Source organism: Thermanaeromonas sp. DSM 22490 (genome assembly GCF_056378755.1).
Genome location: NZ_JBJHHE010000010.1, coordinates 1 through 25667 on the forward strand (window position 1 = coordinate 1; position 25667 = coordinate 25667).

At 51.3% G+C, this 25667-nt stretch carries 28 protein-coding genes, 4 tRNA genes, 1 riboswitch and 1 other annotated feature; of the genes, 30 read left to right on the plus strand and 2 right to left on the minus strand.

Translation table 11 applies throughout. The features are described 5' to 3' along the window. The first annotated feature begins 177 nt into the window (after positions 1-177). The 13 genes from AC1BI1_RS07885 to radA all read left to right on the plus strand — a co-directional run bounded on the left by AC1BI1_RS07885 (position 178) and on the right by radA (position 12164). Positions 178-1401: an ABC transporter substrate-binding protein gene (locus AC1BI1_RS07885; protein WP_476716748.1), complete on the plus strand. Its 1224-nt coding sequence runs from the start codon at positions 178-180 to the stop codon at positions 1399-1401. A gap of 85 nt (positions 1402-1486) precedes the next feature. Then, positions 1487-2374, plus strand: a complete 888-nt coding sequence (locus AC1BI1_RS07890; protein ID WP_476716749.1) for a branched-chain amino acid ABC transporter permease — start codon at positions 1487-1489, stop codon at positions 2372-2374. Between the two features lie 39 nt (positions 2375-2413). Then, a complete protein-coding gene (locus AC1BI1_RS07895; protein WP_476716750.1) occupies positions 2414-3370 on the plus strand; it encodes a branched-chain amino acid ABC transporter permease in 957 nt (318 codons plus the stop codon). Beyond that, on the plus strand, positions 3351-4136 hold the full coding sequence (locus AC1BI1_RS07900; RefSeq protein ID WP_476716841.1) for an ABC transporter ATP-binding protein: 786 nt from the start codon (positions 3351-3353) through the stop codon (positions 4134-4136). The genes AC1BI1_RS07895 and AC1BI1_RS07900 overlap by 20 nt, the downstream gene beginning before the upstream one ends. Continuing rightward, positions 4123-4827 carry an ABC transporter ATP-binding protein gene (locus AC1BI1_RS07905; protein WP_476716751.1) on the plus strand — a complete coding sequence of 235 codons (705 nt, stop codon included), beginning with the start codon at positions 4123-4125 and terminating at the stop codon, positions 4825-4827. Before AC1BI1_RS07900 ends, AC1BI1_RS07905 begins: the two co-directional genes overlap by 14 nt. A gap of 67 nt (positions 4828-4894) precedes the next feature. Next, positions 4895-4994: transfer RNA gene (locus AC1BI1_RS07910), tRNA-Sec, on the plus strand. A gap of 36 nt (positions 4995-5030) precedes the next feature. Next, positions 5031-5231 (plus strand): DUF1858 domain-containing protein, encoded by a 201-nt coding sequence (locus AC1BI1_RS07915; RefSeq protein ID WP_476716752.1) that lies wholly within the window; start codon positions 5031-5033, stop codon positions 5229-5231. A gap of 121 nt (positions 5232-5352) precedes the next feature. Then, entirely contained in the window at positions 5353-6573 is a 1221-nt protein-coding gene (locus AC1BI1_RS07920) for an HD-GYP domain-containing protein (protein WP_476716753.1), read from the plus strand. 49 nt (positions 6574-6622) lie between these two features. Continuing rightward, positions 6623-8083, plus strand: coding sequence for a two-component system histidine kinase PnpS (gene pnpS, locus AC1BI1_RS07925; protein ID WP_476716754.1), 1461 nt, complete (start codon positions 6623-6625; stop codon positions 8081-8083). Next, on the plus strand, positions 8067-8423 hold the full coding sequence (locus AC1BI1_RS07930) for an AbrB/MazE/SpoVT family DNA-binding domain-containing protein (RefSeq protein WP_476716755.1): 357 nt from the start codon (positions 8067-8069) through the stop codon (positions 8421-8423). Before pnpS ends, AC1BI1_RS07930 begins: the two co-directional genes overlap by 17 nt. A 93-nt stretch (positions 8424-8516) precedes the next feature. Continuing rightward, positions 8517-8610, plus strand: a riboswitch (cyclic di-GMP riboswitch). 83 nt (positions 8611-8693) lie between these two features. Continuing rightward, the gene (locus AC1BI1_RS07935; protein WP_476716756.1) at positions 8694-9329 is read left to right on the plus strand and encodes an HD-GYP domain-containing protein; all 636 of its coding nucleotides are present in this window, start codon (positions 8694-8696) and stop codon (positions 9327-9329) included. A 714-nt stretch (positions 9330-10043) separates the two neighbouring features. After that, positions 10044-10790 carry a phosphatase gene (locus AC1BI1_RS07940; RefSeq protein WP_476716757.1) on the plus strand — a complete coding sequence of 249 codons (747 nt, stop codon included), beginning with the start codon at positions 10044-10046 and terminating at the stop codon, positions 10788-10790. Between the two features lie 15 nt (positions 10791-10805). After that, positions 10806-12164, plus strand: a complete 1359-nt coding sequence (radA, locus tag AC1BI1_RS07945; RefSeq protein WP_476716842.1) for a DNA repair protein RadA — start codon at positions 10806-10808, stop codon at positions 12162-12164. Here radA and AC1BI1_RS07950 read toward each other — a convergent pair. After that, positions 12161-12556, minus strand: coding sequence for a DUF1573 domain-containing protein (locus AC1BI1_RS07950; RefSeq protein WP_476716758.1), 396 nt, complete (start codon positions 12554-12556; stop codon positions 12161-12163). The two genes, radA and AC1BI1_RS07950, sit on opposite strands and share 4 nt — an antisense overlap. Positions 12557-12803: 247 nt before the next feature. Between AC1BI1_RS07950 and AC1BI1_RS07955 the strand changes: the two genes are divergently transcribed. From AC1BI1_RS07955 to AC1BI1_RS08030, 16 genes are all read left to right on the plus strand, one after another. Next, complete coding sequence (locus AC1BI1_RS07955; RefSeq protein ID WP_476716759.1) at positions 12804-13934, plus strand: PIN/TRAM domain-containing protein; 1131 nt, start codon at positions 12804-12806, stop codon at positions 13932-13934. Further along, positions 13922-14659: a 2-C-methyl-D-erythritol 4-phosphate cytidylyltransferase gene (gene ispD, locus AC1BI1_RS07960; protein WP_476716760.1), complete on the plus strand. Its 738-nt coding sequence runs from the start codon at positions 13922-13924 to the stop codon at positions 14657-14659. Before AC1BI1_RS07955 ends, ispD begins: the two co-directional genes overlap by 13 nt. Before the next feature lie 8 nt (positions 14660-14667). Next, complete coding sequence (ispF, locus tag AC1BI1_RS07965; protein ID WP_476716761.1) at positions 14668-15147, plus strand: 2-C-methyl-D-erythritol 2,4-cyclodiphosphate synthase; 480 nt, start codon at positions 14668-14670, stop codon at positions 15145-15147. Positions 15148-15186: 39 nt separating this feature from the next. After that, positions 15187-15423, plus strand: a binding site (T-box leader). 44 nt (positions 15424-15467) lie between these two features. Then, positions 15468-16184, plus strand: coding sequence for a serine O-acetyltransferase (cysE, locus tag AC1BI1_RS07970; protein WP_476716762.1), 717 nt, complete (start codon positions 15468-15470; stop codon positions 16182-16184). Next, positions 16132-17565 (plus strand): cysteine--tRNA ligase, encoded by a 1434-nt coding sequence (gene cysS / locus AC1BI1_RS07975; protein WP_476716843.1) that lies wholly within the window; start codon positions 16132-16134, stop codon positions 17563-17565. Before cysE ends, cysS begins: the two co-directional genes overlap by 53 nt. Before the next feature lie 58 nt (positions 17566-17623). Beyond that, positions 17624-18031, plus strand: a complete 408-nt coding sequence (locus tag AC1BI1_RS07980) for a Mini-ribonuclease 3 (RefSeq protein ID WP_476716763.1) — start codon at positions 17624-17626, stop codon at positions 18029-18031. Between the two features lie 82 nt (positions 18032-18113). After that, positions 18114-18797: an FAD-dependent thymidylate synthase gene (gene thyX / locus AC1BI1_RS07985; RefSeq protein ID WP_476716764.1), complete on the plus strand. Its 684-nt coding sequence runs from the start codon at positions 18114-18116 to the stop codon at positions 18795-18797. Between the two features lie 4 nt (positions 18798-18801). Then, a complete protein-coding gene (gene rlmB / locus AC1BI1_RS07990) occupies positions 18802-19599 on the plus strand; it encodes a 23S rRNA (guanosine(2251)-2'-O)-methyltransferase RlmB (RefSeq protein ID WP_476716765.1) in 798 nt (265 codons plus the stop codon). After that, positions 19559-20059: an NYN domain-containing protein gene (locus AC1BI1_RS07995; RefSeq protein ID WP_476716766.1), complete on the plus strand. Its 501-nt coding sequence runs from the start codon at positions 19559-19561 to the stop codon at positions 20057-20059. The genes rlmB and AC1BI1_RS07995 overlap by 41 nt, the downstream gene beginning before the upstream one ends. A gap of 126 nt (positions 20060-20185) precedes the next feature. Continuing rightward, the gene (gene sigH, locus AC1BI1_RS08000) at positions 20186-20830 is read left to right on the plus strand and encodes an RNA polymerase sporulation sigma factor SigH (RefSeq protein ID WP_476716767.1); all 645 of its coding nucleotides are present in this window, start codon (positions 20186-20188) and stop codon (positions 20828-20830) included. A gap of 95 nt (positions 20831-20925) precedes the next feature. After that, positions 20926-21011, plus strand: a tRNA-Tyr gene (locus AC1BI1_RS08005). Positions 21012-21022: 11 nt separating this feature from the next. Then, positions 21023-21098: transfer RNA gene (locus AC1BI1_RS08010), tRNA-Met, on the plus strand. Between the two features lies 1 nt (position 21099). Further along, positions 21100-21175 (plus strand) — tRNA-Thr (locus AC1BI1_RS08015). A gap of 79 nt (positions 21176-21254) precedes the next feature. Then, positions 21255-22328: a redox-regulated ATPase YchF gene (gene ychF / locus AC1BI1_RS08020; RefSeq protein WP_476716768.1), complete on the plus strand. Its 1074-nt coding sequence runs from the start codon at positions 21255-21257 to the stop codon at positions 22326-22328. Positions 22329-22416: 88 nt separating this feature from the next. Beyond that, entirely contained in the window at positions 22417-22812 is a 396-nt protein-coding gene (locus AC1BI1_RS08025; RefSeq protein WP_476716769.1) for a YkvA family protein, read from the plus strand. A gap of 46 nt (positions 22813-22858) precedes the next feature. Continuing rightward, positions 22859-23725: a DNA-methyltransferase gene (locus tag AC1BI1_RS08030; RefSeq protein ID WP_476716770.1), complete on the plus strand. Its 867-nt coding sequence runs from the start codon at positions 22859-22861 to the stop codon at positions 23723-23725. Between the two features lie 193 nt (positions 23726-23918). Here the strand turns inward: AC1BI1_RS08030 and AC1BI1_RS08035 are convergent, their stop codons facing one another. Beyond that, positions 23919-24269, minus strand: a complete 351-nt coding sequence (locus AC1BI1_RS08035) for an EamA family transporter (RefSeq protein ID WP_476716771.1) — start codon at positions 24267-24269, stop codon at positions 23919-23921. 191 nt (positions 24270-24460) lie between these two features. On the opposite strand from AC1BI1_RS08035, the gene tuf reads away from it, so the two are divergent. Continuing rightward, positions 24461-25663, plus strand: coding sequence for an elongation factor Tu (gene tuf / locus AC1BI1_RS08040; protein WP_476716772.1), 1203 nt, complete (start codon positions 24461-24463; stop codon positions 25661-25663). Positions 25664-25667 lie beyond the last annotated feature (4 nt).

Below are 25667 nucleotides of genomic sequence, written 5' to 3' on the forward strand. Positions count from 1 at the left end.
ATACTATACATAAATACCCACTTACCATTGGAGACAAACAAAATCAAAAAAATTACCTAGCTCCACTTGACAGCTTCGGGAGGCAACTGGCAATTGACAGTTGATCCGGAGCGGGTTTATAATAAGGCAAAGTGTGCATAAGGGCGCAAGAATAAATTAAAAAGGGGGTCCTGTAGAGTGAAGAGTTTAAGGAAAGTATTTCTTCTGGTAGTTTCCCTGTTGCTCTTAGCGCTTCTGGCAGCCTGTGGGCAAGCTAAACAAAGCGACAAGGCAAGCGGGCAGCCGGCAGAGAAAGGTACAGCCGAGGTTATTAAAGTAGGGCTGAATCTAGAGCTCTCCGGCGAAGTAGCTACTTATGGTACCGCTATTAAAAACGGTATCCTTTTAGCCTTTGAAGAGATTAACCAGGCCGGAGGCGTCCTGGGCAAAAAGTTAGAACCGGTAGTCCGGGATAACGCCAGCAAGCCAGAGGAAGCTATGAGCGTGGCCACCAAGCTGGTAACTCAGGAAAAGGTGGTGGCCATCTTGGGTCCGGCAACTACCGGCGCTACCAAAGCCTCCATACCCGTAGTAACGGACAATAAAGTTCCCCTTATTTCGCCCTCAGCCACTGCCCTGGATGTGACTTATGACCCGCAGAGCAAGAAGGTGCGCGACTTTATTTTCCGTACCTGCTTTACAGATCCTCCCCAAGCCGTAGTGGGAGCCGAGTTCGCCTTTAAAGAGCTGGGGGTCAAGAAAGCGGCTATCCTCTATGACAATACCAATGATTACAGCAAAGGTCTCTACAAAGTGTTTAAAGATGAATTCACTAGGCTCGGCGGACAGGTAGTAGCAGAGGGAAGCTTTGGTAAAGACGATCAGGATTTCCGGCCGCTCCTTACCAAAGTAGCCCAGGCCGGGGCCGAGCTCATTTACCTCCCCGCGTATTATGAAAAGGTGGGCAAGATCGTCGCTCAGGCCCGTGAATTAGGCATCAAGGTGCCTATGCTGGGAGCTGATGGTTGGGATTCTCCGGAACTGGTGAAGTATGCTGGTGGGGCCCAGAACCTGAAGGATACCTACTTTACCAACCACTACTCTTCGGCTGATCCTAGTGAAAAAGTGCAGGCCTTTGTCAAGGCTTACAAGGCCAAATACAATGCTGAGCCGGATTCCTTCGCTGCTTTAGGTTATGAGACAGCTTATCTTTTGGCCGATGCCATAAAGCGCGCAGGTAAAGCTGATCCGGTAGCCATTAAGGATGCTTTGGCTGCCACCAAGGACTTCCAAGGTATCACCGGTAAGATCACCATGGATGCTTATCACAACCCGGTAAAAGAAGTGGCCATCATTGCCCTGGTGGATGGTAAGCAGACCCTAAAAGCTAAGAAGTTGGCGCCGCAGCTTAAAGTAGAATAAGACATTATCATCAAGGCCAATGGGGGGGTCTAAACCCCCTCATTGGATTTCTTACCTGGGCCAAAAACAAGAGGAGTGGCAAAAGTTGGCAGAGCTGCTGCAACAATTGGTCAACGGCTTGACCTTAGGTAGCATTTACGCCTTGATAGCCCTAGGTTATACCATGGTTTACGGCATTATCCAGTTAATTAATTTTGCCCACGGCGATGTGCTCATGGTAGGGGCCTACATTGCTTTTTTTGCCGTTACAAGGCTCAAGCTCAACATCTTTGTCGCTCTGCTGCTGGCCATGGCCGGGTCCGCCCTGCTGGGGATGATCATTGAAAGAATTGCTTACCGGCCTCTGCGCCAAGCCCCGCGGCTGGCCGCTTTAATCACGGCCATAGGCGTTTCCCTTTTCTTAGAAAATGGCGGCCTGTGGTTACTGGGTACGGACTACCGTTCTTTTCCCTTGGGAATTATTACTAATAGGACCTACACTTTACTAGGCGGTATGGTGCGCTTTACCAGCATGCAGCTCCTTATCCTAGCCATTACTTTTCTGATCATGGTTATTTTGCAATATATCGTGCACTATACCAAAGCCGGGAAAGCCATGAGGGCTGTAGCCTTTGATAAGGAAGCCGCGGCTCTAATGGGTATCAACGTGGATAGTATTATTTCCCTGACCTTTGCTCTGGGGTCCGCCTTTGCAGCAGTGGCTGGTGTTCTTTTAGGACTTTACTATAATACTATCCATCCCCTTATGGGCTTGATGCCGGGCTTGAAGGCCTTTGTAGCGGCAGTTATAGGCGGTATAGGCTTAATCCCGGGGGCTTTGACCGGAGGCTTTTTCCTGGGAATTATTGAAGCCCTGGTCGCCGGTTACTGGACCAGCGAACTCCGAGACCCGGTTGTTTTCTTTTTGCTTATTCTTGTTTTGCTTTTCAGGCCGGCAGGCCTCTTAGGGAAACACACCATTGAAAAAGTGTAAAGGCTATTACAGTTTGAAGTTTGAATGAGGCGAGAAGCCATGGGTTGGTTGAGGAGCAAAAATATAGCCATTTTTTTGGTCCTTATCGCTATCTATTTTCTAGTAGACCTGCTTTTTCGGCAGGGTATCATCGGCAAATTTCAGGAAGTCAACCTCATGCTATTGGGTATCAATATTATCCTAGCCACTAGCCTTAATCTCATTGTGGGCTTCACGGGTCAGCTGGCCCTGGGGCATGCTGGCTTCATGGCCATCGGCGCTTATGTGTCCACTATTTTTACCCTGAAATTGGGACAACCCTTGGCCCTGGGGTTGGTGGCTGGAGCCCTGGCTGCAGCGTTGGCCGGCGTGCTCATAGGCTTGCCTACTCTGCGGCTCAGGGGCGACTATCTGGCCATAGCTACCCTGGGCTTCGGCGAAATTATCCGGGGGCTGGCCGTCAATATAGAATATGTAGGTGGGGCCGCTGGCATTATGGGTATACCTCGCCTCACCAACTGGGCCTGGCTTTATTTTACCACAGTGCTTACGGTGGTCATCATCAAACACTTTCTCAATTCTACTCACGGCCGGGCCTGTCGTGCGGTCAGGGAAAATGAAATTGCAGCGGAGACTATGGGCATAAATACTACTTTTTATAAGGTCGTAGCCTTTACCATAGGTGCTTTTTTTGGTGGGGTAGCGGGAGCCCTTTATGCTCACTACTTTTACCTCATACAGCCCGGCACATTTTCCTTTTTACGCTCCTTCGACATTCTGGTCATGGTAGTCCTGGGAGGGCTGGGCAGCTTGAGCGGCTCTATTTTAGCGGCTATGGGAATAACATTGGTCAATGCTTTGCTGCAAGACCTGGCCCTGTTGCGGATGGTCGTTTATGCTCTGTTGTTAGTTCTAGTGATGATTTTCCGGCCCCAGGGTCTTATGGGAACCCGGGAGATTACCCTTAACTGGCTAAGGGAAGGACGGAATGAAATCCGTGGCGCTGCTAGAAACTAAAGATCTGACCCTTTATTTTGGAGGTTTGGCGGCTGTCTCTCGGGTCAACCTCCAAATCCAAGAGGGCGAGTTAGTGGGCCTCATCGGGCCCAATGGTGCCGGCAAAACAACGGTTTTTAATCTATTAACCGGCCTTTATCGGCCCGATGCCGGCGATATTCTTTGGGAAGACCGTAGCCTGGTGGGTTTACGCCCCTTCCAAATAACCAAGTTGGGCATAGCTCGGACCTTCCAGAATATCCGCCTTTTTGGGGAGTTAAGCGTACTGGACAACATCATGATAGCCTACCACTGGCACAGCGGTTACCCGCTACTCGGGGCTATCGTTCGCCTTCCCTCTTATTATCGCGGGGAAGAGGAGATGAGGCGAAGGGCAGAAGAATTGCTGCATTTGTTTGATCTTACAGCCTATGCTGGCGAAAAAGCTAAAAACTTGCCTTATGGCGAGCAGCGCAGGTTAGAGATTGCCAGGGCCCTGGCCGCCCGGCCGCGACTTCTCCTCTTGGACGAGCCGGCAGCCGGCATGAATCCTCAGGAAACCCAGACTTTAATGGATTTTATCCGCTGGCTGCGCGAAAAATTTGCCCTAACCATTCTTTTAATCGAGCACGATATGTCTCTAGTAATGAACCTCTGTGAAAGGATTTATGTCCTGGATTACGGGGAGGTAATTGCCCAAGGTACACCTGAGGAAATTCACCGCCACCCCCGGGTTATCGAGGCTTACCTGGGCGAGGAGGTGGCTTCTGCCTTTGCTAGTGCTTAAAGATGTCCATGTTTACTACGGAGCCATCCACGCTTTAAAAGGGATATCTTTAGAGGTTAACCCAGGAGAGATAGTAACCCTCATTGGGGCCAACGGTGCAGGTAAAAGCACCACCCTAAAGGCTATTTCGGGCCTGGTCCGCCCTCAGGAGGGGGAAATAGTCTTTCAGGGCCATCCCCTGCACCGGCTTTCCCCCCAGCAAGTGGTCAAAATGGGAATTTCCCATGTCCCGGAGGGGAGGAGGATATTCCCCAACCTTACAGTGTTAGAAAACCTGGAGCTGGGGGCTTATTTAAACCGGGATAGAAGAAAAATACAGGCTGCCCTGGAGGAGGTTTGGCGTCGCTTTCCGCGCTTGAAAGAAAGGCAGAGGCAGCTAGCCGGCACTCTCTCGGGCGGAGAACAACAGATGCTAGCCATTGGCCGGGCTCTGATGACTAGGCCTAAACTTTTGCTGCTGGATGAACCCTCTATGGGGTTGGCTCCCCTTTTAGTAAAGGAGATATTCTCCATAATTCAGGAAATCAGTCATAGCGGAACCACCATACTGCTAGTAGAACAAAACGCCCACATGGCCCTGCAGGTAGCCCACCGGGGATACGTTTTGGAGACGGGGCGGATTGTGCTGGCCGGGCCTGCCTCTGAACTAACAGGAAGTGAAGAGGTTAAAAGGGCTTACCTAGGCGGCTAGGGTATTTTAGGGGGGTTCCTTGCTTAAAGGGCTAGTTTATGTTAAAATAAGCTGTGCAGCCTTAAGCGGGGGTGGATCGGGCCTGGTGGCCTGCCTGGACTTCAAATCCAGCTGGCGCGCGGGGTAACCTCGGGCGCGGTGGGTTCGATTCCCACACACTCCCGCCAGCCCCCCTTAAACGTAAATAACCGGAGGTGAGGATCTTGACCATTACCAAGAGCATGAGTATTACTGAGGTGGTAAGCAAATATCCCGAGACTGTCCCTGTTTTTATGCAACATGGTATGGGATGTCTGGGGTGCGCAGCAGCACGCTTCGAAAATATAGAACAAGGTGCCCTGGCCCACGGCATCGATGTGGATAAGCTCATCGAGGATCTGAATAAAGCAGTGGAAAAGGAGTAAAAAAAGATTCAACTTATAGAGGAGACTAAAAGCGGCCGGGGATGGAAGTAGATCGCTCTTTATCGTGATCAAAAGATCAGCGTAAAGGGCGATTTTTTATTAAGTACGAGGAGGTCCACCCATGGGTTGTTCTCCAGACCGCCCCTTTTGCGAGCTTATTGCCGCTCTGGCCACAGTGCTGGATATGGAAGACGATCATAAACTCTATCATGCCTGGCGAGTAGCTTTGATAGCCAGGGAGCTGGCACGGGAACTTATGCCGGCGGAAGAACCCTTTATTTTTTATGCTGGCCTGCTCCACGATTTGGGAGGCATTGGGTTACCTGACCATATTGTTCACCGGGCGCTCAAACCGGGGGCTGAAGAGGACCCCGAAATACGCCAGCACCCCCAGCGGGGCGCGGCTATGGTGCGCCTGCTGCCTGGCCTAGGAGAAAGGGTAGCTAGGCTGGTGGAGGAACATCACGAGCACTGGGACGGTTCAGGGTTTCCGCGGGGATTGAAAGGCCAAGAAATCGCTCCCGGCGCACTACTAATAAATATTAGCGATGTTTTTGATCTCCATCTACGGGTGGCACCTATTAAGGCTTGGGATAAAATCCGTACAGGCATGGCCCGCCTGGCGGATAGAAGTTACCCCGTAGAATTATGGCAGAAGTTTGACCATCTCATGTCCACTTCCTTCTGGGAGTACATAGCTACTGATGCTGCCCTGGATAAGGCAATCCTGGCAGCTATGCAAGAACTACCTCCGGTGGAATTTTCTCCAAATCAGACCTTAAAGGGCAGTGTTGCCCTCTTTTCCCAAATTATTGATGCCAAGCATGGCTATACCGGAGGCCATTCCCAGCGGGTGGCGGCGTATGCCGTTAAATTGGCCAGGTGTCTGGGTGTGGGCGAGGAAGAGAGGGAAAAATTGGAGATGGCTGGCCTTTTACATGATTTCGGCAAAGTAGCTGTTCCGCGGGCGGTACTGGATAAACCAGGACCCTTGGACAATGACGAGTGGCAAATAGTCAAGAAGCATCCGGGACGCACCATAACCCTGCTCAGCCAGATCTCTGATTTAAAGGAGCTGGCCGAAGTGGCCGGCTTGCACCACGAGCGGTATGACGGCCGGGGCTACCCCTATGGGCTCCAGGGACCAGAAATTCCCCTGGCAGCCCGTATCATTGCTGTAGCCGATGCCTTTGATGCTATGACTTCACCCAGACCTTACCAGCGCACCCGGTCCCCGGCTGAGGCCCTGGAAGTTTTGCAGCGGGATGCTGGTAGCCAGTTTGATCCCGACGTAGTGGCTGTGGCTAAAGTGTTAGCAGATCCGGAAGGAAAGTGCCCTTGATCCTTTAGAAAGCCGGAGCAGGAAGTATGAGGCCTTGGGGGTGGTATAAGTGCAGCGCCTGGCACGTAAGTTAGCCCTTAATATAGGCGCCCTGGCCTTTTTAATTTTATTGTTGACATATCTAATGATCCGCTATATGGTGTGGTATAAGCTGCTGAATCGGCTGCCAGGCCTAACCCCTTGGCTGGAGATGGCTGACTTAAAGGTCCTTAAAGGCTGGCTATTCCTGCTTTTTTTAATGATGCTGGTTTTTTTGACCCTGGGTACTTATTTTTTAGCCCGCAGTCTCCTCCTCCCTTTAGAAATCATGCTTCCCGCCACGAGGCGCATTGCCTCTGGTGATCTGGAACAGCGGATAGAGGTGGACGGGGATGACGAATTGGGTCTTCTGGCGCGGAACTTAAATGAAATGGTGGATCGCCTGCGCAGCAATATCCGCGAGATTTCCAATGAGAGAAATAAAATTAAGGCCATCCTGGCCAGTATGAAAGACGCCGTCTTGGCCGTAGATCAGGTAGGTCGGGTGATGTTTTTTAATCCGGCGGCAGAAGAAATGCTGGGTAAGAGGGAAGAAGAAGCCAGGCAAAAGTATTTGCTGGAAATAATTCGCAACCATGAAGTCGACAGGCTGGCCAAGGAGATTTTGGATAAAGGAGAGCCGGCTGAAGTAGAGCTGCGCCTTTTTCCCACTTCTCCTCGCATTTTTAGAGTTCATGGAGCCCCTATAATTGGCGAACAGGGCCGAATCGTCGGTGCTGTGCTATCCATTCGCGATATTACCGAACTTCGCCGCCTGGAGCAAATGCGTACAGAGTTTGTGGCCAATGTTTCCCATGAACTGCGTACCCCCTTAACCTCTATCCGCGGCTTTGTGGAAACCCTCCTGGAAGGGGCCTTGGAAGATGAAAAGATTAGCCGCCGGTTTTTGGGAATTATTAACAGTGAAGCCCGACGCCTGCAGCAGCTCATAGAAGACCTATTGACCCTTTCCAGACTGGAACACCATACCCCTGAACCTGTAACTAAAGGCGCCTCTTTGAAGCAAGCCCTGGACCGGGTCCTGGAGGTCGTAGGACCCCTAGCTCAAGAAAAAGGGGTAGATTTAAAGGTGGACATTCCGGAGGGCTTTCCGCCTCTCTGCTTGCCGGAACATTTTCTGGAGCAGATCCTGCTCAACCTCCTGGATAACGGTATTAAATATACCCCCAGAGGAGGCTCGGTGACCGTGGTAGCCTTCCAGGAGGGGCGAAAGGCCCGGGTGGAGGTAAGGGATACCGGTATAGGCATACCGAAAGAAAGCCTGGCGCGGGTTTTCGAGAGGTTTTACCGGGTGGATAAGGCCCGTTCCCGAGAGATGGGAGGGACAGGTCTAGGCCTGGCCATTGTCAAGCACATGGTGGAATCCTGCAGGGGCACCGTAGGGGTGGAGAGCACCTTGGGGAAGGGCAGCAACTTTTATTTTGTAATACCCTTGCTGGAAGGCATGGAAGGGGGTGACCGGGTTACGTGAGAAGAAGAGCGAGGGCTTTGACCAGGACAAAAGCCAGGAAGTCATTTATCGTCGAGTAGTAGACGATAAAGGGCGAGTAACTTTGCCCCTGGAGATGCGGCAGCAATTAGAAATACGCGCCGGCGAAGAAGTAGAATTTCTGGTCCGGGAAGATGGGCAATGGTATATACGCAAAAGCTTTCCCCAAAAAGTTTGCAGCTTTTGTGGTTGCATGGTGGATTTGCTCAATGTTTGGAGCCAAACTTTGTGCCGCCGATGCGCGGAAAAATATGTATACACCCTAGCCCGGGAGCTGGATTTAAAAATTTTGGTGGGAAAGGGTGGGAACTGGAAAGATTGAGTAGGATTTTGGGTGATAGTGTCGAATAAGTTAATAACCTCCATATCCCACAAATAAGCGCCAAACAAAATAAAGCATTTACAGGAAATGTGAGCTGCTTCAGGGTAAACCTGTCGAAAGGCAGGGGCACAAAGCCATGGGTCTAAGGCTCCTCCAGCAGGGAAGCTATGATCGCCAGGCTACCGGCTCGCTGAGGAAATAGCCTTGCCCTTGAAGCAAGGTTATTTTATTTTAACGGGCAGTAATGAGAAGAAAGGGATGTTAACCTAAGTGATCGCCGAGACCGTCACCGTTTTATTACAGCGATTGTTCCGCCACTCGCGCCTCACCTACAATCATAGCATTCACGTGGCAACAATAGCCTATCAGCTGGCGGGCGAGCTCGGTTTGCCTGAAGATGAGATAGAACAGATCTTTTTAGGAGCCTTGGTGCACGATATCGGCAAAATTCGCATACCTAAAAGCACCTTACATAAAAAAGGCGAGTTAACGCCTGCTGAATGGCAAAAGATGTACCGGCACCCGGAGGAGGGCTGTAAACTTTTACCGGACTTAGAGGCCTGGAAGCCTATTAAAGAAATGATACTTTATCATCATGAAAAATGGGACGGGGGAGGTTACTGCGGCCTGATAGGGCCAGCGATCCCTCTGGGGGCCAGGATTATAGCCCTGGCTGATGCTTTTGATGCCATGACCTCTCCTCGACCCTATCAAAAGATGCGCCATCTGGCAGCCGCTATGCAGGAAGTGGAGAGGTGTAGTGGTACCCAGTTCGATCCAGAAGTAGTCGAAGCCCTCTTTTCCCTGACCAAACACTTACTTAAAGGCCGGCGAGGAACAGGGCGCCGCAAAATTAATGAAATCTTAATCAGAACAACATTGAGTCTTAACAGTAATGAGTTATAATTTCACCTGAAAGGACACCCGCTAGCCCTTCAACCAAGCGTCCTCTGACCTCCTTTTTATCATATATACTTACTTTGCCCAGAGTTTAAATCTGGGCCATTTTTTTAAAATACGGAAGGCCACCCTAAAAAGAGTGGCCTTCTTTGTAAAAAGAGCCCATAAGGACCTTTGCTCCGGCTATGACAAATCCTTACATAGCCCACGGCAATCTTTCGACTACCGCAGACCATTACAGAACTTGCCATAACCTTAGCTCGATAGATCAAGGATACCTTAGAAGCCAGTATGGATCTCTCGACCCACTACTGACCTCCAGCTTATTAACGTAGAGCTAATAGCCTGCGGCATCCCAGACTATCTTAGCTCGACCACCGGTCATCCTTACAGACCTGCCGGCAATCCTTGGACTGCCGGCAAGCCCTGACGGACCTACCGGTGATCTGCCCGCCGGCTGGTACCGAGCCCTATGACCCGGTACCAACCTTTGGCCGAAGGTTACCGAGCCTTAAACTTAAGACCCGGTAACCTTCTGGGCTCGGCCCCTATGGACCCTGACGCTATTATTATTTACCCGTAACAGGAGAATTATTTATGCAACGCAAATTTATTTCTTGATAAATCCTGGTTTTTTAAGACGATTTTAAAAGACAAGGAGCTGTCCCTTACGCTATACTTTAGGTAAGGAGGCAAGAATGGAGAAAAGGGGCGAAAAAAATGTATTGTGAAGCCGATCTCCATATTCATACCGTTGCCAGCGGGCACGCCTATAGTACAATCAAGGAATTGGCGGAAGCAGCTGGTGAAAAAGGGTTAAAAATGATCGCCATTACCGACCACGGGCTTAAAATGCCGGGCGGTCCCCATGAACATTATTTCCACAACCTGGTGGCCCTGCCGCGCAAAATAGGGGAAGTAGAGATATTGCGGGGAGTGGAAGCTAACATTATCGATGACGAAGGGCACCTGGATGTACCAGAAAAAATATTGGAAAAATTGGACATAGTTTTAGCAGGTTTCCACCTGGACACCGGCTTTGACGGTCGCAGCCAGGAGGAATATACCCGGGCCGCTATAGCCGCTTTGAACAACCCTTATGTTCACATACTCGTCCACCCCGGCAATCCAGATTTTCCCTTGGACCTGGAGGCGGTGGCCCAGGCAGCCGCTGCCACCAACAAGGCATTGGAGTTTAACAATAACTCCTTTTCCATCAGTCGACCGGGAAGCCTCCCGCGCTGCCAGCAACTGGCTCGCTTGGCCAAGCAACATAAAATACCGGTAGTGGTGTCCAGCGATGCCCATATCTACACTGCTGTAGGTAATTTTGTACGAGCTTGGCAGGTGGTGCGGGGAGCCGGCATTAGCGAAGATCAGATAGTGAATTTAACAGTTAATCGAGTAAAGGAATATTTAGGCTGGCACCGAAGGCGTAGCAGGACCCCTAAAGGCCAGCAACCCTAGAGGAGGTAAGGGCCCATTAAGAACAAGGTTCGCTTTGTTTGCCAGGCTTGCGGCTACGAAAGCGTCAACTGGTTGGGGCGCTGCCCGGTTTGCGGAGGATGGGATACCCTGGCCAGGGAAATGGGGGTTATCTCCGGGGATGCCAGGTCTCCGGCAGGACATAGAACAGCCCCTGTAGCTTTACTCCAGGCGCCTGAGCTTGACGAAGCGCGCCTCACATCGGGTTTAAGGGAATGGGACCGGGTTCTGGGAGGGGGTCTCGTCCCTGGGTCCTTGACCCTGGTGGGCGGGGCGCCGGGCATGGGTAAATCAACCCTCTTGCTTCAATTGGCCCATTCTATAGCCCAAAGGTATGGGGCGGTCCTTTACGTCTCCGGGGAAGAATCCCTGGGCCAGACGCGCCTGCGGGCTGAACGACTGGGGCTTGTTTCTTCGTCCATTTATCTTTTGACCGAGACGAACGTTCAAGCTATCCTGGAACAAGTGGAAACCTTAAAGCCGGTACTATTAGTTGTAGATTCAATCCAAACGGTTTTTTTGCCGGAAATACCGGCAGCAGCGGGCAGCCTTTCTCAAGTGCGGGAGTCAACCTACGCTTTTTTGCGAGCGGCCAAGCAAGGCGGCCCGGCTGTAATCTTGGTGGGGCATATTACCAAGGACGGGTTTCTAGCCGGACCCAAGCTGCTGGAACACCTGGTAGATTGTGTGCTTTATCTGGAAGGGGAGGGGTTGCAGGCCTATCGCCTTTTGCGGGCTGCCAAAAACCGCTTTGGCTCTACCAATGAGCTTGGGGTTTTTGCTATGACATCTCAAGGGCTGGTAGAGGTCCCCAACCCTTCGGAAATATTGTTGGCCGAGCGGCCCCAGGGAGTGGCGGGTTCGGTAGTTACGGCCTGCTTAGAAGGAACCCGTCCTTTATTATTGGAGGTCCAGGCTTTAGTTACCCGGACCAGCTTTGGCCATCCCAGGCGGCTGGCCACAGGACTGGATTATAACCGGGCTTTGTTGTTGGTGGCAGTCCTGGAAAAGAGGGCTAATTTCCCTTTAAGCAGTTATGATGTTTACCTAAATGTGGCCGGTGGAATTAATATTAGCGAGCCGGCAGCCGATCTGGCTATATGTTTGGCCATTGCTTCTAGCATAAAAGAAGAACCCCTCGACCCTCATCTCCTGGTTTTAGGAGAAGTTGGCCTGGCCGGCGAAGTACGAGCAGTGGCCCAGGTCGAAAAGAGGGTGGAAGAGGCTCGGCGTCTAGGTTTTTACCATTTTATAGTCCCAGAAGGGAACAAAAACGCCTTCCCCCGTCCGGAAGGGGAAATATGTTTTGTGCGCAGCATAACTCAGGGTTTGCGCCTGGCTTTCAAAAAGAGCTAAGTAAGGCTAAAGAAACGCAAGGTGCTGAGTTTGTCCTGTTCCTTATCAAGTACAGTTGTCAGGCTGATGCCGAGGCTGTTACAAAGGGCGGTAAGATAGAGGAAGAGCTTGCCGAGTTCCTCTTCTACGGTTTCCCTGCAATCGGAGCAGAGTTCGCCTGAGAGGTGGTTAGTGAGGAGGGATGAGAGATCGGCTAAACTTATGTCAGGTGGAAGGGCCTGTTTTTCGGCCCGGATCTGGATGCAGCCGCAATTAGTTACTGCTTTAACTACAGCCCGGTGTACGCGGGCATGGGCTTCTTGAGCTTTAGAGAGTATATCTAGAATGCTTTTATGCCTAATGGTATATTGAGCTACCATCTCTTGAAAACGGTCGCATAGGAGATCGGACATGGGTCTTTTCCCCCCTTCAGGCTAATTATAAGCAAGGGGTTGGAGGCTGTCAACCGAAGGCCGATGCTGGTTTATCTCTAGTTTTGAACCTGTTTCGTCTTTGGATAGAGCGGGCCAAATCCAGAAGGCGGTCGAGTTTGCCAGCATTGCAAATATCTGTTATAATGAAGAAAACAAAAAGGAGTTGGTATAATATGGGGGTAGGTGAGGAATAATCGAGAAGGAGAAAAAAGGAGTAGGTGAGATAATGGTTTATCGTCTTATACGTACTGGTATTTCCTTGGCCATGGCCACCATCGGGTTTTCCCTGGCTCAAGCAGGCCTTTCCTTGTGGATTACGGGACCACCGGGCATCAAATGGCCGCTTCTAGGGTTGATTACGGTTCTTTCCGGTTTAGCCGGTTTTGGCATGTCTTCCCGTTTGATAAGTCTTATTATCCAATCCCTTCGCTGGCTGGAGGGAAGGCTGCAGCGCCTGTCGGCCCAGGAGATTGTGAGCGGCGCCATGGGACTTATTCTCGGTCTTATTATTGCTAATCTTTTAGGGGCGTCCTTTATCCACCTGCCATTTATAGGCCATTATATTTCCATGGTGGGGAGCATCTTTTTAGGTTATCTGGGCTGGAGCTTGGGGACCAAAAGGCGAGAAGAAATCTGGGGTTTGTTTGCTTTTTTACCCAAGTTAAGCGCTAAAGATAAAGCTAAAGGGGAGAATTATCGTAGCGGAGCTAAAATACTGGATACCAGCGTCATTATCGATGGCCGCATCGCTGATGTGATTGAGACCGGTTTCTTAGAAGGCACTATGATTATCCCTAGCTTTGTCCTGGAAGAGCTGCGCCATATAGCTGATTCCTCGGATATATTAAAGCGTAACCGCGGCCGCCGGGGTCTGGACATTCTTAATAAAATTCGTAAAGAGTTAGGTGTGAACGTCAAAATCTATGAGGAAGATTTTGAGGACCTGACGGAAGTGGATAGCAAATTGGTCCGCCTGGCTCAAAAATTAAAGGCCCCCATAGTGACCAACGATTATAATCTGAATAAAGTGGCTGAACTCCAGGGGGTACGGGTGTTAAACATAAACGAGCTGGCCAACGCAGTTAAACCTATAGTCCTGCCCGGCGAGGAAATGACCATCCAGGTTATCAAGGACGGCAAAGAAGCCGGGCAAGGTGTAGGCTATCTGGACGACGGCACCATGATCGTGGTGGAAAACGGTCGCCGCTACATCGGCCAGTCCATAGCGGTACTGGTTACGAGCGTCTTACAGACCTCTGCCGGCCGGATGATCTTTGCCCGACCCAAAGTGCTAGAGCGCAAAAACAACGCCCAGCATCCACCCTTGGAGCGGGGAGAATATCAGTGCCTTTCTTAACTGCCCTGGTAGCGGCAGCAGGACAGGGTAAACGGGTGGGGGCCGGTGGCAATAAAGTTTACTTAAGCCTAAAGGGAAAACCTTTAATAACTTACAGCCTAGACGTGCTAGAACGTTCACCTTTGGTGCAGGCTATCGTAGTGATTACCCGGCAAGAAGACATGGAACAATGCCGGAAGATTATTGCCGAAAACAGGTATACCAAAATTAGAGCCCTCGTAGAAGGAGGGAAAGAACGCCAGGATTCTGTTTACCAGGGACTACAACGCCTGCCCCAGGATACAGATCTAGTGGCTGTGCACGATGCAGCCCGACCCCTTCTAACTGCGGAACTTTTGGATAGGGTGGTAGCAGCGGCAGAAAAGGTAGGAGCTGCGGTAGCAGCTGTACCCGTCCAGGATACCATCAAACGGGGGAATGAGCAAGGCCTGGTGGAGAGCACCCTGGTGCGAGAGGGCCTGTGGGCTGCCCAGACACCTCAGGTATTTCGCCGCGAGTGGCTGGTGGAAGCCTACACCAGGGGGCTAGCCCAGGGCTGGCAGGTTACCGACGATGCTTCTTTAGTGGAGAAATGCGGCTATCCAGTAAAGTTGGTATTAGGGGATTACAATAACATCAAAGTTACTACCCCAACAGACCTGATCCTAGCGACAATTTTGCTCGCTACCAGGGAATCTCCTGGGGGACCGGCCGGGGAGCTACTCCGGCACTTTAAGGGGGTGTGAAACATATAATGCGCATAGGTCTAGGTTTTGATGTGCACCCCTTGGTGGAGGGGAGAAAGCTCATCCTCGGCGGGGTAGAAATTCCCTATGATCTGGGACTGGCAGGGCATTCCGATGCGGATGTGCTGCTACATGCCCTGGCCGATGCTCTGCTCGGAGCAGTAGCCTTGGGCGACATAGGCCAGCATTTTCCGGAGAACGATCCTCGTTTTGCTGGCGTAGCGAGCTCGTTGCTATTGCAAGAAGTGTGGCAGAAGGTTACTAAATTGGGTTATCACCTAGCCAATGCCGATTGTGTAGTTGTGGCCCAGCGACCGCGCTTAGCTCCCCATATACCGGCCATGCGGGAAAAAATTGCCGAGATATTGAGCGTACCGGTGAAAAAGATCAGTATAAAGGCCACTACCACTGAGGGGCTGGGTTTTGCCGGCCGGGGAGAAGGTATTGCGGCCCTGGCCACGGTGTTGCTTCTGCCGGAACTTCCTTGACAAGGTTAAAGATAGGGATTTATAATAGGCACGAAAGGGCTAAAGGCGAGGAACGGGAAGAGTAGGCGCCATAAGCCGCCTCCAGAGAGGGATCACCGGAGGCTGGAAGTGGTCCCAGGCCGGCGGGTGCTGAAGTGCCCCCGGGAGCTGTACGGCCGAAGGTCAGTAGGCCGTAACGGGTGGCTCCGTTAAAGGCTAAAGCGCTGTCTGGCGCTGGCAGAGTGGGGAAGTAATTTCCCAAGCAGGGTGGAACCGCGGAAGCCCTTCGTCCCTGGCGGGGCGAAGGGCTTTTTGCATCATGGAAAGGAGGTAAAAGATACATGTGGTGGCGGATAAAGCGGGATATTGAAGTTGTTTTTGAGCGGGACCCAGCAGCCGGTAGCCTACTAGAAGTCATCCTATGTTATCCTGGTTTTCATGCCATACTCTTGCACCGGGTAGCCCACTTTTTCTACCGGAAGGGGTTTAAGTTACTGGCTCGCCTTATTTCCCAGTTCAACCGCTTCTGGACGGGCATAGAGATTCACCCTGGAGCCAAAATAGGGGAAGGCTTCTTTATTGATCACGGTATGGGCGTGGTTATCGGCGAGACAGCAGAAATAGGAAACAATGTTACCCTCTATCAAGGAGTCACCCTTGGCGGAACCGGAAAAGAAAAAGGCAAGCGTCACCCCACCATAGGCAATAACGTGGTCATAGGAGCTGGGGCCAAGATATTAGGCAATATTACTATCGGTGATAACGTTAAAATCGGTGCCGGTTCTGTAGTGCTGCGGGATGTACCGCCCAACTGTACGGTGGTCGGAGTGCCGGGCAAGATTGTAGTCCGCAATGGCCGCCATGTTGCTGATACCAGGTTCACCGAGGTAGACTTGCGCCACGAAGATTTGCCGGACCCGGTGGCGGAGATGCTCCTCTGCCTGCAGCGCCAGATTCAACGCCTAGAGCAGCGGCTGGAAGAATTGGAGGGTAAAAATCTTGAGCCTGCATCTCTACAATACCTTGACGGGACGCAAGGAAAGGTTCGTTCCTGCTGAGCCGGGCCGGGTTAAAATGTACGTGTGCGGCCCTACTACTTATAACTACATCCACCTGGGCAATGCCCGGCCGCTGGTGGTCTTTGACTCTTTACGCCGTTACCTGGAATACCGGGGATATGAGGTGTTTTATGTACAGAACTTCACCGATATTGACGACAAAATAATTAAAAAGGCGCAGGAAGAAGGGCAGCCGGCTGCAGCCGTGGCTGCCCGCTATATCCAGGAATTTTTTAAGGACTCCGATGCTTTGAACGTCCGGCGCGCCAGTCTTTACCCCCGGGTTAGCGAACACATACCAGACATTATCACTGCCATTCAAGGGCTGATTAGGCTGGGGTATGCGTATGCGGTAGAAGGGGATGTTTATTTTGAAGTAAGTAAGTTTCCGGCTTATGGGAAGCTCTCCCACCGGCAGACGGAAGAAATGCTGGCCGGTGCTCGAGTAGAAATAGATGAGCGTAAGAAGAATCCCCTGGACTTTGCCCTCTGGAAGAGGGCCCGCCCGGGCGAACCTTACTGGGACAGCCCCTGGGGGCCCGGCCGGCCGGGATGGCATATTGAATGTTCCACCATGGCTTTAAAATACTTGGGACCAGGCTTTGATATTCACGGCGGCGGGGCTGATCTCATCTTTCCTCACCATGAAAACGAGATAGCCCAAGCTGAAGCCTTGACAGGAAAACCCTTCGCGCGCTTCTGGCTGCATAACGGCTTTATCACCGTGAATCAGGAAAAGATGTCCAAATCCCGAGGGAACTTTTTCCTGCTGCGCGATATTCTAGAGAGCTTCCGCCCCCAGGCGGTGCGGCTCTACCTTCTCAGCACCCACTACCGCAGCCCCCTGGATTTTGCTGATGAGTATCTTGAGGAAGCGGAACGGAGTTTTGAGAGGTTGGCCAATGGGCGCGCCGCCCTAGCCGAGGCTTTGGAGGAAGTGAAGGAAAAGGGGGAGGGAGAAGATCCCAGTTCCCGCCAGTTTAAAGAACGGATCAATTCTTTGCGGTATAAGTTTGAAGCCGCCCTGGACGACGATTTCAATACAGCCCAGGCCCTGGCTTCTCTCTATGAGATGGTGCGCGAAGTTAATAGCTATATCCATAAAGGAGAATTAGGGCCGGGCGCAGCAGACGCCCTTAAAACCGCCGCCTCTGCCTTGGACGAGCTGGGAGAGGGAGTCTTGGGCCTTTTTGGACCGGCCCGGGAAGAGGCGGATGCAGGGCTCATAGCAGGTTTGGTGGAGCTGATAATCAGCCTCAGGCAGGAAGCGCGCCAACGCAAGGATTGGGCTACAGCTGACTATTTGCGCGACCGCTTGAAGGAACTGGGTATTATCCTGGAAGACACTCCCCGGGGTGTCCGCTGGAAAATACGCCGTTAAAAGGCGGGGGAAAATATTTTAAAAAGGGTGAAGGAACACGGAAGAATTATTGCCAACGGTGCGTAACTTAAATAAGGTGCAGGTGGAAACCCTCTCCCCGGTGGTCCTGGCTTATGTGGGCGATGCGGTCTATGAGCTTCTGGTCAGGAGTTACCTCGTACAGGGGGGAGGAGGGGTGGATTACCTGCACCGCAAAGCTGTGGACTTTGTGGCCGCAACCAACCAGGCGCGGCTGGTACCCCAGCTGGAAAAGTTCCTGACTAAAGAAGAGAAAGATATCCTGCGCCGTGGCCGCAATGCCAAACCGGGACACCTCCCCCGGCACGTAAAAGCCCTGGAATACCGGTATAGCACCGCCCTGGAGACCCTCTTTGGCTATCTCTACCTTCAGGGCAATTGGTTACGCTTGCAGCAAATTTTTGCCGCCATCTGCCAACTTATCGCGAAAAAAGAGCCGCTTCTCTAGTTATTCGGGCTTCGCTGAACACTGGGAGGCGGGTGCCAGCGACACCTCCAAAGGTTATGTAGCCGTGGAGAGGAGAAAAAGGATGCGGGTAAACTTGATCAGCTATACCCCTGATCCGGAGAGGATAGTGGCTGCGGCAGCACGCCTTTGCTACTCCAAGCGGGGAGCAGGAGAATTGCTCGAAAATATGGGAGACCAAGAAGTAGGCCGTCTCCTGGAACACCTGTTGGCTAGCGGGCACGAATCTCCTGCCGAACACGTTACCTTTACTTTTGCCATTGAAGGGATTAGCCGGGCCCTTTCCCATCAACTGGTACGGCATCGTATAGCTTCTTATTCCCAGAAGTCACAGCGCTATGTAAGCGAAAACGACTTTGAATATATTGTACCCCCCAGTATTGCGGCCTGTCCAGAAGCCACCCAGATTTTTCAGCGCTGTATGGAGGAGATACGCAAGGCTTATGCGGAACTGGACAGGCTAGTACCACGGGAAGATGCGCGGTATGTGCTCCCGGCAGCCTGTGAGACCAAGCTGGTCTGCACCTTTAACGCCCGCAGCCTGTTTAACTTTTTTCGGCTCCGCTGCTGCTCCAGGGCCCAGTGGGAAATCAGGGAGCTAGCCCTAAGAATGCGGGAAAAGGTGCGGGAAGTGGCGCCGCGGCTGTTTGCTATGGCTGGTCCTGATTGCGAGGTTTTGGGGGTTTGCTATGAGGGCCGGTTCAGCTGCGGCCGGGCCAGGGTAATAAAAGAAAGGGGTCAAACTTAAAGATATGGATGAAATCCTGGCAGGGCGCAATGCGGTGAGGGAAGCCTTAAAGGCCGGCCGGCCACTAAATAAAATTTTAGTGACCAAAGGCGCTGAAGGCCGGGCGGTGGCTGAGATCCTATCCCTGGCCCGGGAGCAAGGTATACCTATTCAGCAGGTAGACCGCCGGGCCTTGAACAGGGTGGCTGGCAATGTGCCCCATCAAGGTATAGTAGCTCTGGTTGCGGCCAAAGAATATGTAGAACTGGAAGATATTCTTAACAGAGCTAAACTGAGGGGAGAACCGGGCTTTTTGGTCATGCTGGACGGCGTCGAAGACCCCCAGAACCTGGGAGCTATCTTGCGTTTAGCCGATGCCTGCGGGGTTCATGGGGTAATTATCCCCCGCCGGCGCAGCGCTGGGCTTTCGCCTGCGGTGGCCCGGGTTTCGGCTGGAGCCATAGAATATGTGCCTGTAACCCGCGTGGCTAACTTGAGCTCTACCTTAGAAAACTTAAAGGAACAGGGCCTCTGGGCCATAGGGGCCGATCAAGAAGGAGAGACGCTGGCCTTTGCTGCCGACTTTACCTTGCCTCTGGTGTTGGTGTTGGGTGGTGAGGGGAAGGGTTTATCTTCCCTTTTAAAACAGCGATGCGACCTGAGGGTAAGGTTGCCAATGCTGGGCCAAATCAACTCCTTAAACGTCGCCACGGCCGCTGCTGTCCTTATGTACGAGGTGGTTCGGCAGCGCAAATTTATTTCTCTCGCAAAGGAAAGTCAAGATGAGTGTCCTAATAATCGACGGTTACAATGTGATTCATAGTTGGCCCGAACTTCTTAAGCTTAAGGAGTCAAATTTAAGCCACGCGAGGGATAAACTAATAGATGAGATGATCAATTTTCAAGCCCTGCGCGGGGAAAAAGTAATCATTGTCTTTGATGCCCATCACTTTAGCGGTACCGAAGTAAGACGGGAAGAAACAACAGGAGTGGAGGTAATTTACAGCCGACAAGGGGAAACAGCTGATACGGTAATAGAGAGGCTGGCAGGGGAACTAGTGGGCAAGGGGGAAGAAGTCCTGGTAGTGACAGCCGACTGGTTGGAACAGAGGCTGGTATGGGGGAAAGGGGCTTTACGCTTATCACCCGCCGGCCTAAAAAGGATGGTGCTGGAGGTCCGCAAGGAGACGGAGAGCTATTCTCGAACCCAGGACCATAATCCCCTGGATGCCCGCTTACCCGATTCTGAGCGGATCGTTCTGGAAAAGTGGCGACGCGGCTAGAGGAAATTTTTCGAGTCTTGCTCTAGAGGTGGATTTCCTGTATAATTAATGGTGTCGTTGGACAAGGATATATAGCCTCCCGAGAAAGAAATTAGAAAATGGAGAAACCGGAGCGGAGGCGGTGCCATGAGCGTTAATCTCCAGCGCGACACCTTCCACACCTACGAGGTCATGGGGGACGAGGAAATTGTTATTTTGGCCCAGGAAGGGGACGATGTAGCCCAGGAATATTTGATAAATAAATATCGCAACTTTGTCCGGGCAAAAGCGCGCTCCTATTTCCTGGTGGGGGCTGATCGCGAGGACATCATCCAGGAAGGCATGATCGGCCTTTATAAAGCTATCCGCGATTTTCGCGGCGATAAACTTTCCTCCTTTAGAGCGTTTGCCGAGCTATGCATTACGCGCCAGATTATTACAGCTATAAAGACAGCTACCCGTCAGAAACACATACCCCTCAATTCCTACGTCTCCTTAAACAAGCCTGTTTATGATGAGGATTCTGACCGCACCCTTCTGGACATCATTTCCGGTTCCAAGATTGCCGACCCCGAAGAGCTGATTATCAGCCGGGAAGAATTTGATAATATTGAGGAAAAGATGGGAGAAATTTTGAGTTCCCTGGAATGGCAGGTGCTTATGTCTTACCTGGAAGGCAAATCCTATCAAGAGATAGCCGTAGACCTCCAGCGCCATGTTAAATCCATTGATAATGCCCTGCAGCGGGTAAAAAGGAAGCTGGAACGTTATTTAGAGAAGCGAGATAGTTGACTGGCTACAGGGCAAGAAATGGCATCCAAAAGTCCTTGACGGTAGCCTGGAGAGTTGCTATAATAACTTTTGCGTCGGAGAAAAAATAAAAAAGCGGAGGGGTACCCAAGCTGGCCAAAGGGGGCAGACTGTAAATCTGCTGGCGATGCCTTCGCTGGTTCGAATCCAGCCCCCTCCACCAGAAAATTTTATTGCGGGGTGGAGCAGTTGGTAGCTCGTCGGGCTCATAACCCGAAGGTCGCTGGTTCAAATCCAGCCCCCGCAACCATGCCCATATAGCTCAGTGGGTAGAGCGTCGCCTTGGTAAGGCGGAGGTCACCGGTTCAATCCCGGTTATGGGCTCCACAAAAAGCCCCGAAGGTTATCCTTCGGGGCTTTCGCCTTTAATAGTAAAATTGTTATACTTAAAACGAGGTGAAGAGAGTTGTCCTTAACCTGCGGCATAATCGGTTTGCCCCTGGTGGGAAAAACCACCTTATTTAACCTCTTGACCTGGTCCGAAGCCGAAACTTCGGCTTTTGCCGGCCGGACCAAGACCAATGTGGGCATGGCTCCTATTCCCGATCCCCGCCTGGATTTCCTGGCTTCCCTTTACCATCCTCGCAAAATCACACCTGCTACCCTGGAAGTTATCGATGTGCCCGGATTCACCCCAGGAGCAGGTGCAGCTTTTTTGACTGCAGTAAGGAAAGTAGATGCCCTGATTCACGTAGTCCGGGCTTTCCGCAATGAGACGGTACCCCACGTGGAAGGGAGCCTAAACCCGGTGAGGGATTTAGACATTGTAAATGCCGAGCTGCTTTTGACCGACCTGCAACTGGTAGAAACCAGACTGGAAAGGATTGCCGCTAGTAAGAAGATTAAAGGTGAGATGCTAGCCGAACAGGCAGCTTTGCGCCGTTGCCAGGAGGCCTTGGAGGCGGAAAAACCTTTGTCGGAAGCCGACCTAACCGAAGAGGAATGGCAAGCTTTGCGCCATATAGAATTTTTGACTACCAAACCTATGATTATTGTGGTCAATATTGACGAAGAACAGCTGCAGCAGGGGCGTTACGAGGGGAAGGAAGAGGTAGAGGCCTATGCCGAGACCAAGGGAATCCCTGTGTTAAGCTTATGTGCCAAGTTGGAAGTCGAAATAGCCAGCCTGGAGCCCGCTGACCGCGAAGCCTTCCTCAAGGAAATGGGTATTCGGGAACCCGGTATTCACCGCCTGGCTCGCGCCATCTACCGCCGCCTGGGGTTAATTTCTTTTCTTACTGCGGGCGAAGATGAAGTACGCGCTTGGACCATCCGGGAGGGTACCCGGGCTAAAGAAGCAGCTGGTAAAGTTCACTCCGATATGGAGCGAGGCTTTATCCGCGCCGAAGTAGTAAGGTTTGAAGACCTGCAAGCTTTAGGAACCATGGTCAAAGTAAGGGAAAAGGGATTGGTCCGGCTAGAGGGTAAAGATTACATAGTCAGCGACGGGGATATCATTAACTTCCGCTTTAATGTATAAGGCTGGCCTCTTCTTCTGACTGTATATGTGACCCTTAGTTGTTTGGGCGGTTTGTACAGCCAACGGTGTTTTAAGGGGGGATACTTTTTTGACTGGAGAGACCAGGTTTCTAGAAAGGTGGAAACATGAAGCAAGAAAGCTGAAAGCCAATGTTTATGCCCTTTACTTTGCCTATAGGGATCCTCGTGTTCCCTGGTATGCTAAGTTTTTTATCGCTGGCGTGGTCGGCTATGCCTTTAGCCCTATTGACCTGATTCCCGACTTCGTTCCCGTTTTAGGTTATTTAGATGACCTGGTATTAATACCTTTGGGCGTTGCCCTCGCTTTAAAAATGATCCCGAAATCAGTTATGGATGATGCTCGCAGCAAAGCTAACAGTTTAAGCCAAAAACCTAAGAATTGGGTAGCAGCAGCTGTTATTATCCTTATTTGGCTTTGTTTGATAATCCTATTCTTCAGGTTAGTAATCCTACTGTGGAGTTAAATCCACCATGCAGCAGGATAGGAAATTAATGGCAGGTGAGTGGCCGATGAGGGACGGGAGGGCGGAACCTCAAAAGGAGAACCTGATACTTGTAGACACCCCGGAAGTAAGAAGTTATTCCCTGGAACAAGTATTAAATAAGGTCATACTGGGCGATGCCTTAAAAGTTTTAAGAAAAATTCCGGCCGAAGCGGTGGACATGGTGTTCATGGACCCGCCCTATTTTCTTCAATTGCCTAAGCGAAACCTAAGGAGGTGGACGGTTAAGACGGTTGTGAAAGGAGTAGATGACGAGTGGGACAAATTTGGGTCTTTCGAGGAGTATGATGAATTTATTTGCAATATGCTTTTAGAAATAAAAAGGGTTATGAAGCCAACTGCAACCGTCTGGGCTATTGCAACGTATCATAGCATTTTCCGCATAGGTAAGATCATGCAGGATTTAGGGTACTGGATACTTAACGACGTCCTCTGGGTAAAGACCAACCCCATGCCCAACTGGTTGGGGGTGAGGTTTACCAATGCTACCGAAACTTTAATATGGGCAGTAAAGGACAAGAAAGCAAAAAAATATACCTTCAACAAGGAACTGGCTAGAGAATTCGGCATAGGGAAGGTAGCTGCTAATGTTTGGGTCTTACCTATTTGCGGCGGGTCAGAAAGATTAAAGGACAAAAACGCCAAAAAACTTCATTCTACGCAAAAGCCCGTTGAGCTCCTCCGAAGGGTGATACTCACCTCCACTAAAGAAGGCGATGTGATTTTAGATCCCGTGGCCGGAGTGGGTACCACAGGATACGTGGCTCAAGCCCTAAAAAGGAATTTCATTATGATAGAAATAAACCCCAAGTATGTAGAAGGTATACGGGGAAGGTTTGAGGCTACCGGAACGCCGGGGAGGTTTTCTACATAAACTGGGTATAGCCAAGACTTAGAGCGGGGGGATTAAAATGGATGAACTAGCTCCGGTAGAAACGGCGGCACCGATGCGTGACCTTGTAGCAGACGGAGCTTTAGTATTTCTTTTTCTGATTTTGCTCATATTCCTCGTTACCTGGCTGTAAATCGCCTCCACCCCTTCCCGCAAAGCCCTTGCGGGTATTTTTTTAGCTGCGTCCCACCAGAATAATGCCCAGGAGGATGAAGGCCAGCCCTACAAAGCGCACCGGCGGCAGGCTTTCACCTAAAAGAAACCGGGAGGCGACGGTAACTATCACATAACTCAAGCTCACCAGCGGGTAGGCATAGCTTAAATCGTAAGTGGCGAGAACCCGTAACCACAGGAAAAAGCTGGCTACAAAGAACAAAAGCCCGAAAAGTATATAGGGTCTGGTGAGCACCACTAAAAGACCCTGGAGACCCAAACTATAGCCTTCCTGGCTTACCCCTAATTTAAAAAGTACCTGGGCCAGCGCTCCTAAAATAACAGATAGCACAAGCAGTACTAAAGGCGGCATGATTTTTCCCTCCTAACAGTACACATTATATCCCGAAAAAGGGATTTGCTAAAGTGAAGTTCGGAATTATTCTCCAGATCAGCGGCAATAATATGCAGGAAAAGACGGACAAGCGTAGAATCATCCATTGGGAGAGAGCCGAGCTAATTAGTGGTGAAAAAGTAGGGCAAGGTAAGGAGGGAACCTAGAGAATGGCCAAGCAAAAATTTGAGCGTAAGAAGCCGCACGTTAACGTAGGGACGATAGGGCACGTAGACCATGGGAAGACGACGTTGACGTCGGCGATAACGTACTGTTTGTCGAAGATAGGGGGGGCCGTACCGACGGCGTACGACCAGATAGACAAGGCGCCGGAGGAGAGGGAGAGGGGTATCACGATAGCCACGGCCCACGTAGAGTATGAGACAGAGAAGCGGCACTATGCGCACGTAGACTGTCCTGGGCACGCGGACTATGTAAAGAACATGATCACTGGGGCGGCCCAGATGGACGGGGCGATATTGGTGGTATCGGCGGCGGACGGTCCGATGCCGCAGACGCGGGAGCACATACTATTGGCGCGGCAGGTGGGTGTACCGTATATAGTAGTATTCATGAACAAGGTAGACATGGTAGACGATCCTGAGCTATTAGAGCTGGTAGAGATGGAAGTGAGGGAGCTATTAAGCGAGTATGAATTTCCTGGGGACGAGATACCGGTAGTGAAGGGTTCGGCCTTGAAGGCGATGGAATGCGGGTGTGGTAGTAGGGAGTGCGAGTGGTGCGGTAAGATATGGGAGCTAATGGACGCAGTAGACAGTTACATTCCGACACCTGAGCGGGAGGTAGACAAACCGTTCCTGATGCCGATAGAGGACGTATTTAGCATAACTGGGCGGGGGACGGTGACCACAGGAAGAGTAGAGCGTGGGAAGGTGAAAGTAGGGGACGAAGTAGAGATAATAGGGTTACGGGAAGAAGTGAGGAAGACGGTAGTGACTGGGGTAGAGATGTTCCGGAAGGTATTGGACGAGGCGGTAGCTGGGGACAACATAGGGACGCTACTTCGGGGGGTAGAGCGTAAGGAAGTAGAGAGGGGGATGGTGCTGGCCAAGCCTGGGAGCATCAAGCCCCACACGAAATTTGAGGCAGAGGTATACGTATTGACGAAGGAAGAAGGGGGGCGGCACACACCCTTTTTCAACGGTTACCGGCCGCAGTTTTACTTTCGGACTACGGACGTAACTGGGGTAGTGAGGCTGCCGGAGGGGGTAGAGATGGTCATGCCTGGGGACAACATACGGATGACCATCGAGCTGATAACGCCCATAGCCATAGAAGAGGGTTTAAGGTTTGCCATACGGGAGGGTGGCCGCACCGTAGGCGCTGGCGTCGTCACCAAAATTCTGGCGTAGTATG

Coding starts and splice junctions, on each gene's coding strand:
- AC1BI1_RS07895 (WP_476716750.1), top strand. CDS start 2,414: ATGGGTTGGTTGAGGAGCAAAAATATAGCCATTTTTTTGGTCCTTATC.
- AC1BI1_RS07920 (WP_476716753.1), top strand. CDS start 5,353: ATGGGTTGTTCTCCAGACCGCCCCTTTTGCGAGCTTATTGCCGCTCTG.
- AC1BI1_RS07940 (WP_476716757.1), top strand. CDS start 10,044: ATGTATTGTGAAGCCGATCTCCATATTCATACCGTTGCCAGCGGGCAC.
- AC1BI1_RS07950 (WP_476716758.1), bottom strand. CDS start 12,556: ATGTCCGATCTCCTATGCGACCGTTTTCAAGAGATGGTAGCTCAATAT.
- AC1BI1_RS07955 (WP_476716759.1), top strand. CDS start 12,804: ATGGTTTATCGTCTTATACGTACTGGTATTTCCTTGGCCATGGCCACC.
- ispF (WP_476716761.1), top strand. CDS start 14,668: ATGCGCATAGGTCTAGGTTTTGATGTGCACCCCTTGGTGGAGGGGAGA.
- cysE (WP_476716762.1), top strand. CDS start 15,468: ATGTGGTGGCGGATAAAGCGGGATATTGAAGTTGTTTTTGAGCGGGAC.
- thyX (WP_476716764.1), top strand. CDS start 18,114: ATGCGGGTAAACTTGATCAGCTATACCCCTGATCCGGAGAGGATAGTG.
- rlmB (WP_476716765.1), top strand. CDS start 18,802: ATGGATGAAATCCTGGCAGGGCGCAATGCGGTGAGGGAAGCCTTAAAG.
- AC1BI1_RS07995 (WP_476716766.1), top strand. CDS start 19,559: ATGAGTGTCCTAATAATCGACGGTTACAATGTGATTCATAGTTGGCCC.
- sigH (WP_476716767.1), top strand. CDS start 20,186: ATGAGCGTTAATCTCCAGCGCGACACCTTCCACACCTACGAGGTCATG.
- AC1BI1_RS08030 (WP_476716770.1), top strand. CDS start 22,859: ATGAGGGACGGGAGGGCGGAACCTCAAAAGGAGAACCTGATACTTGTA.
- AC1BI1_RS08035 (WP_476716771.1), bottom strand. CDS start 24,269: ATGCCGCCTTTAGTACTGCTTGTGCTATCTGTTATTTTAGGAGCGCTG.
- tuf (WP_476716772.1), top strand. CDS start 24,461: ATGGCCAAGCAAAAATTTGAGCGTAAGAAGCCGCACGTTAACGTAGGG.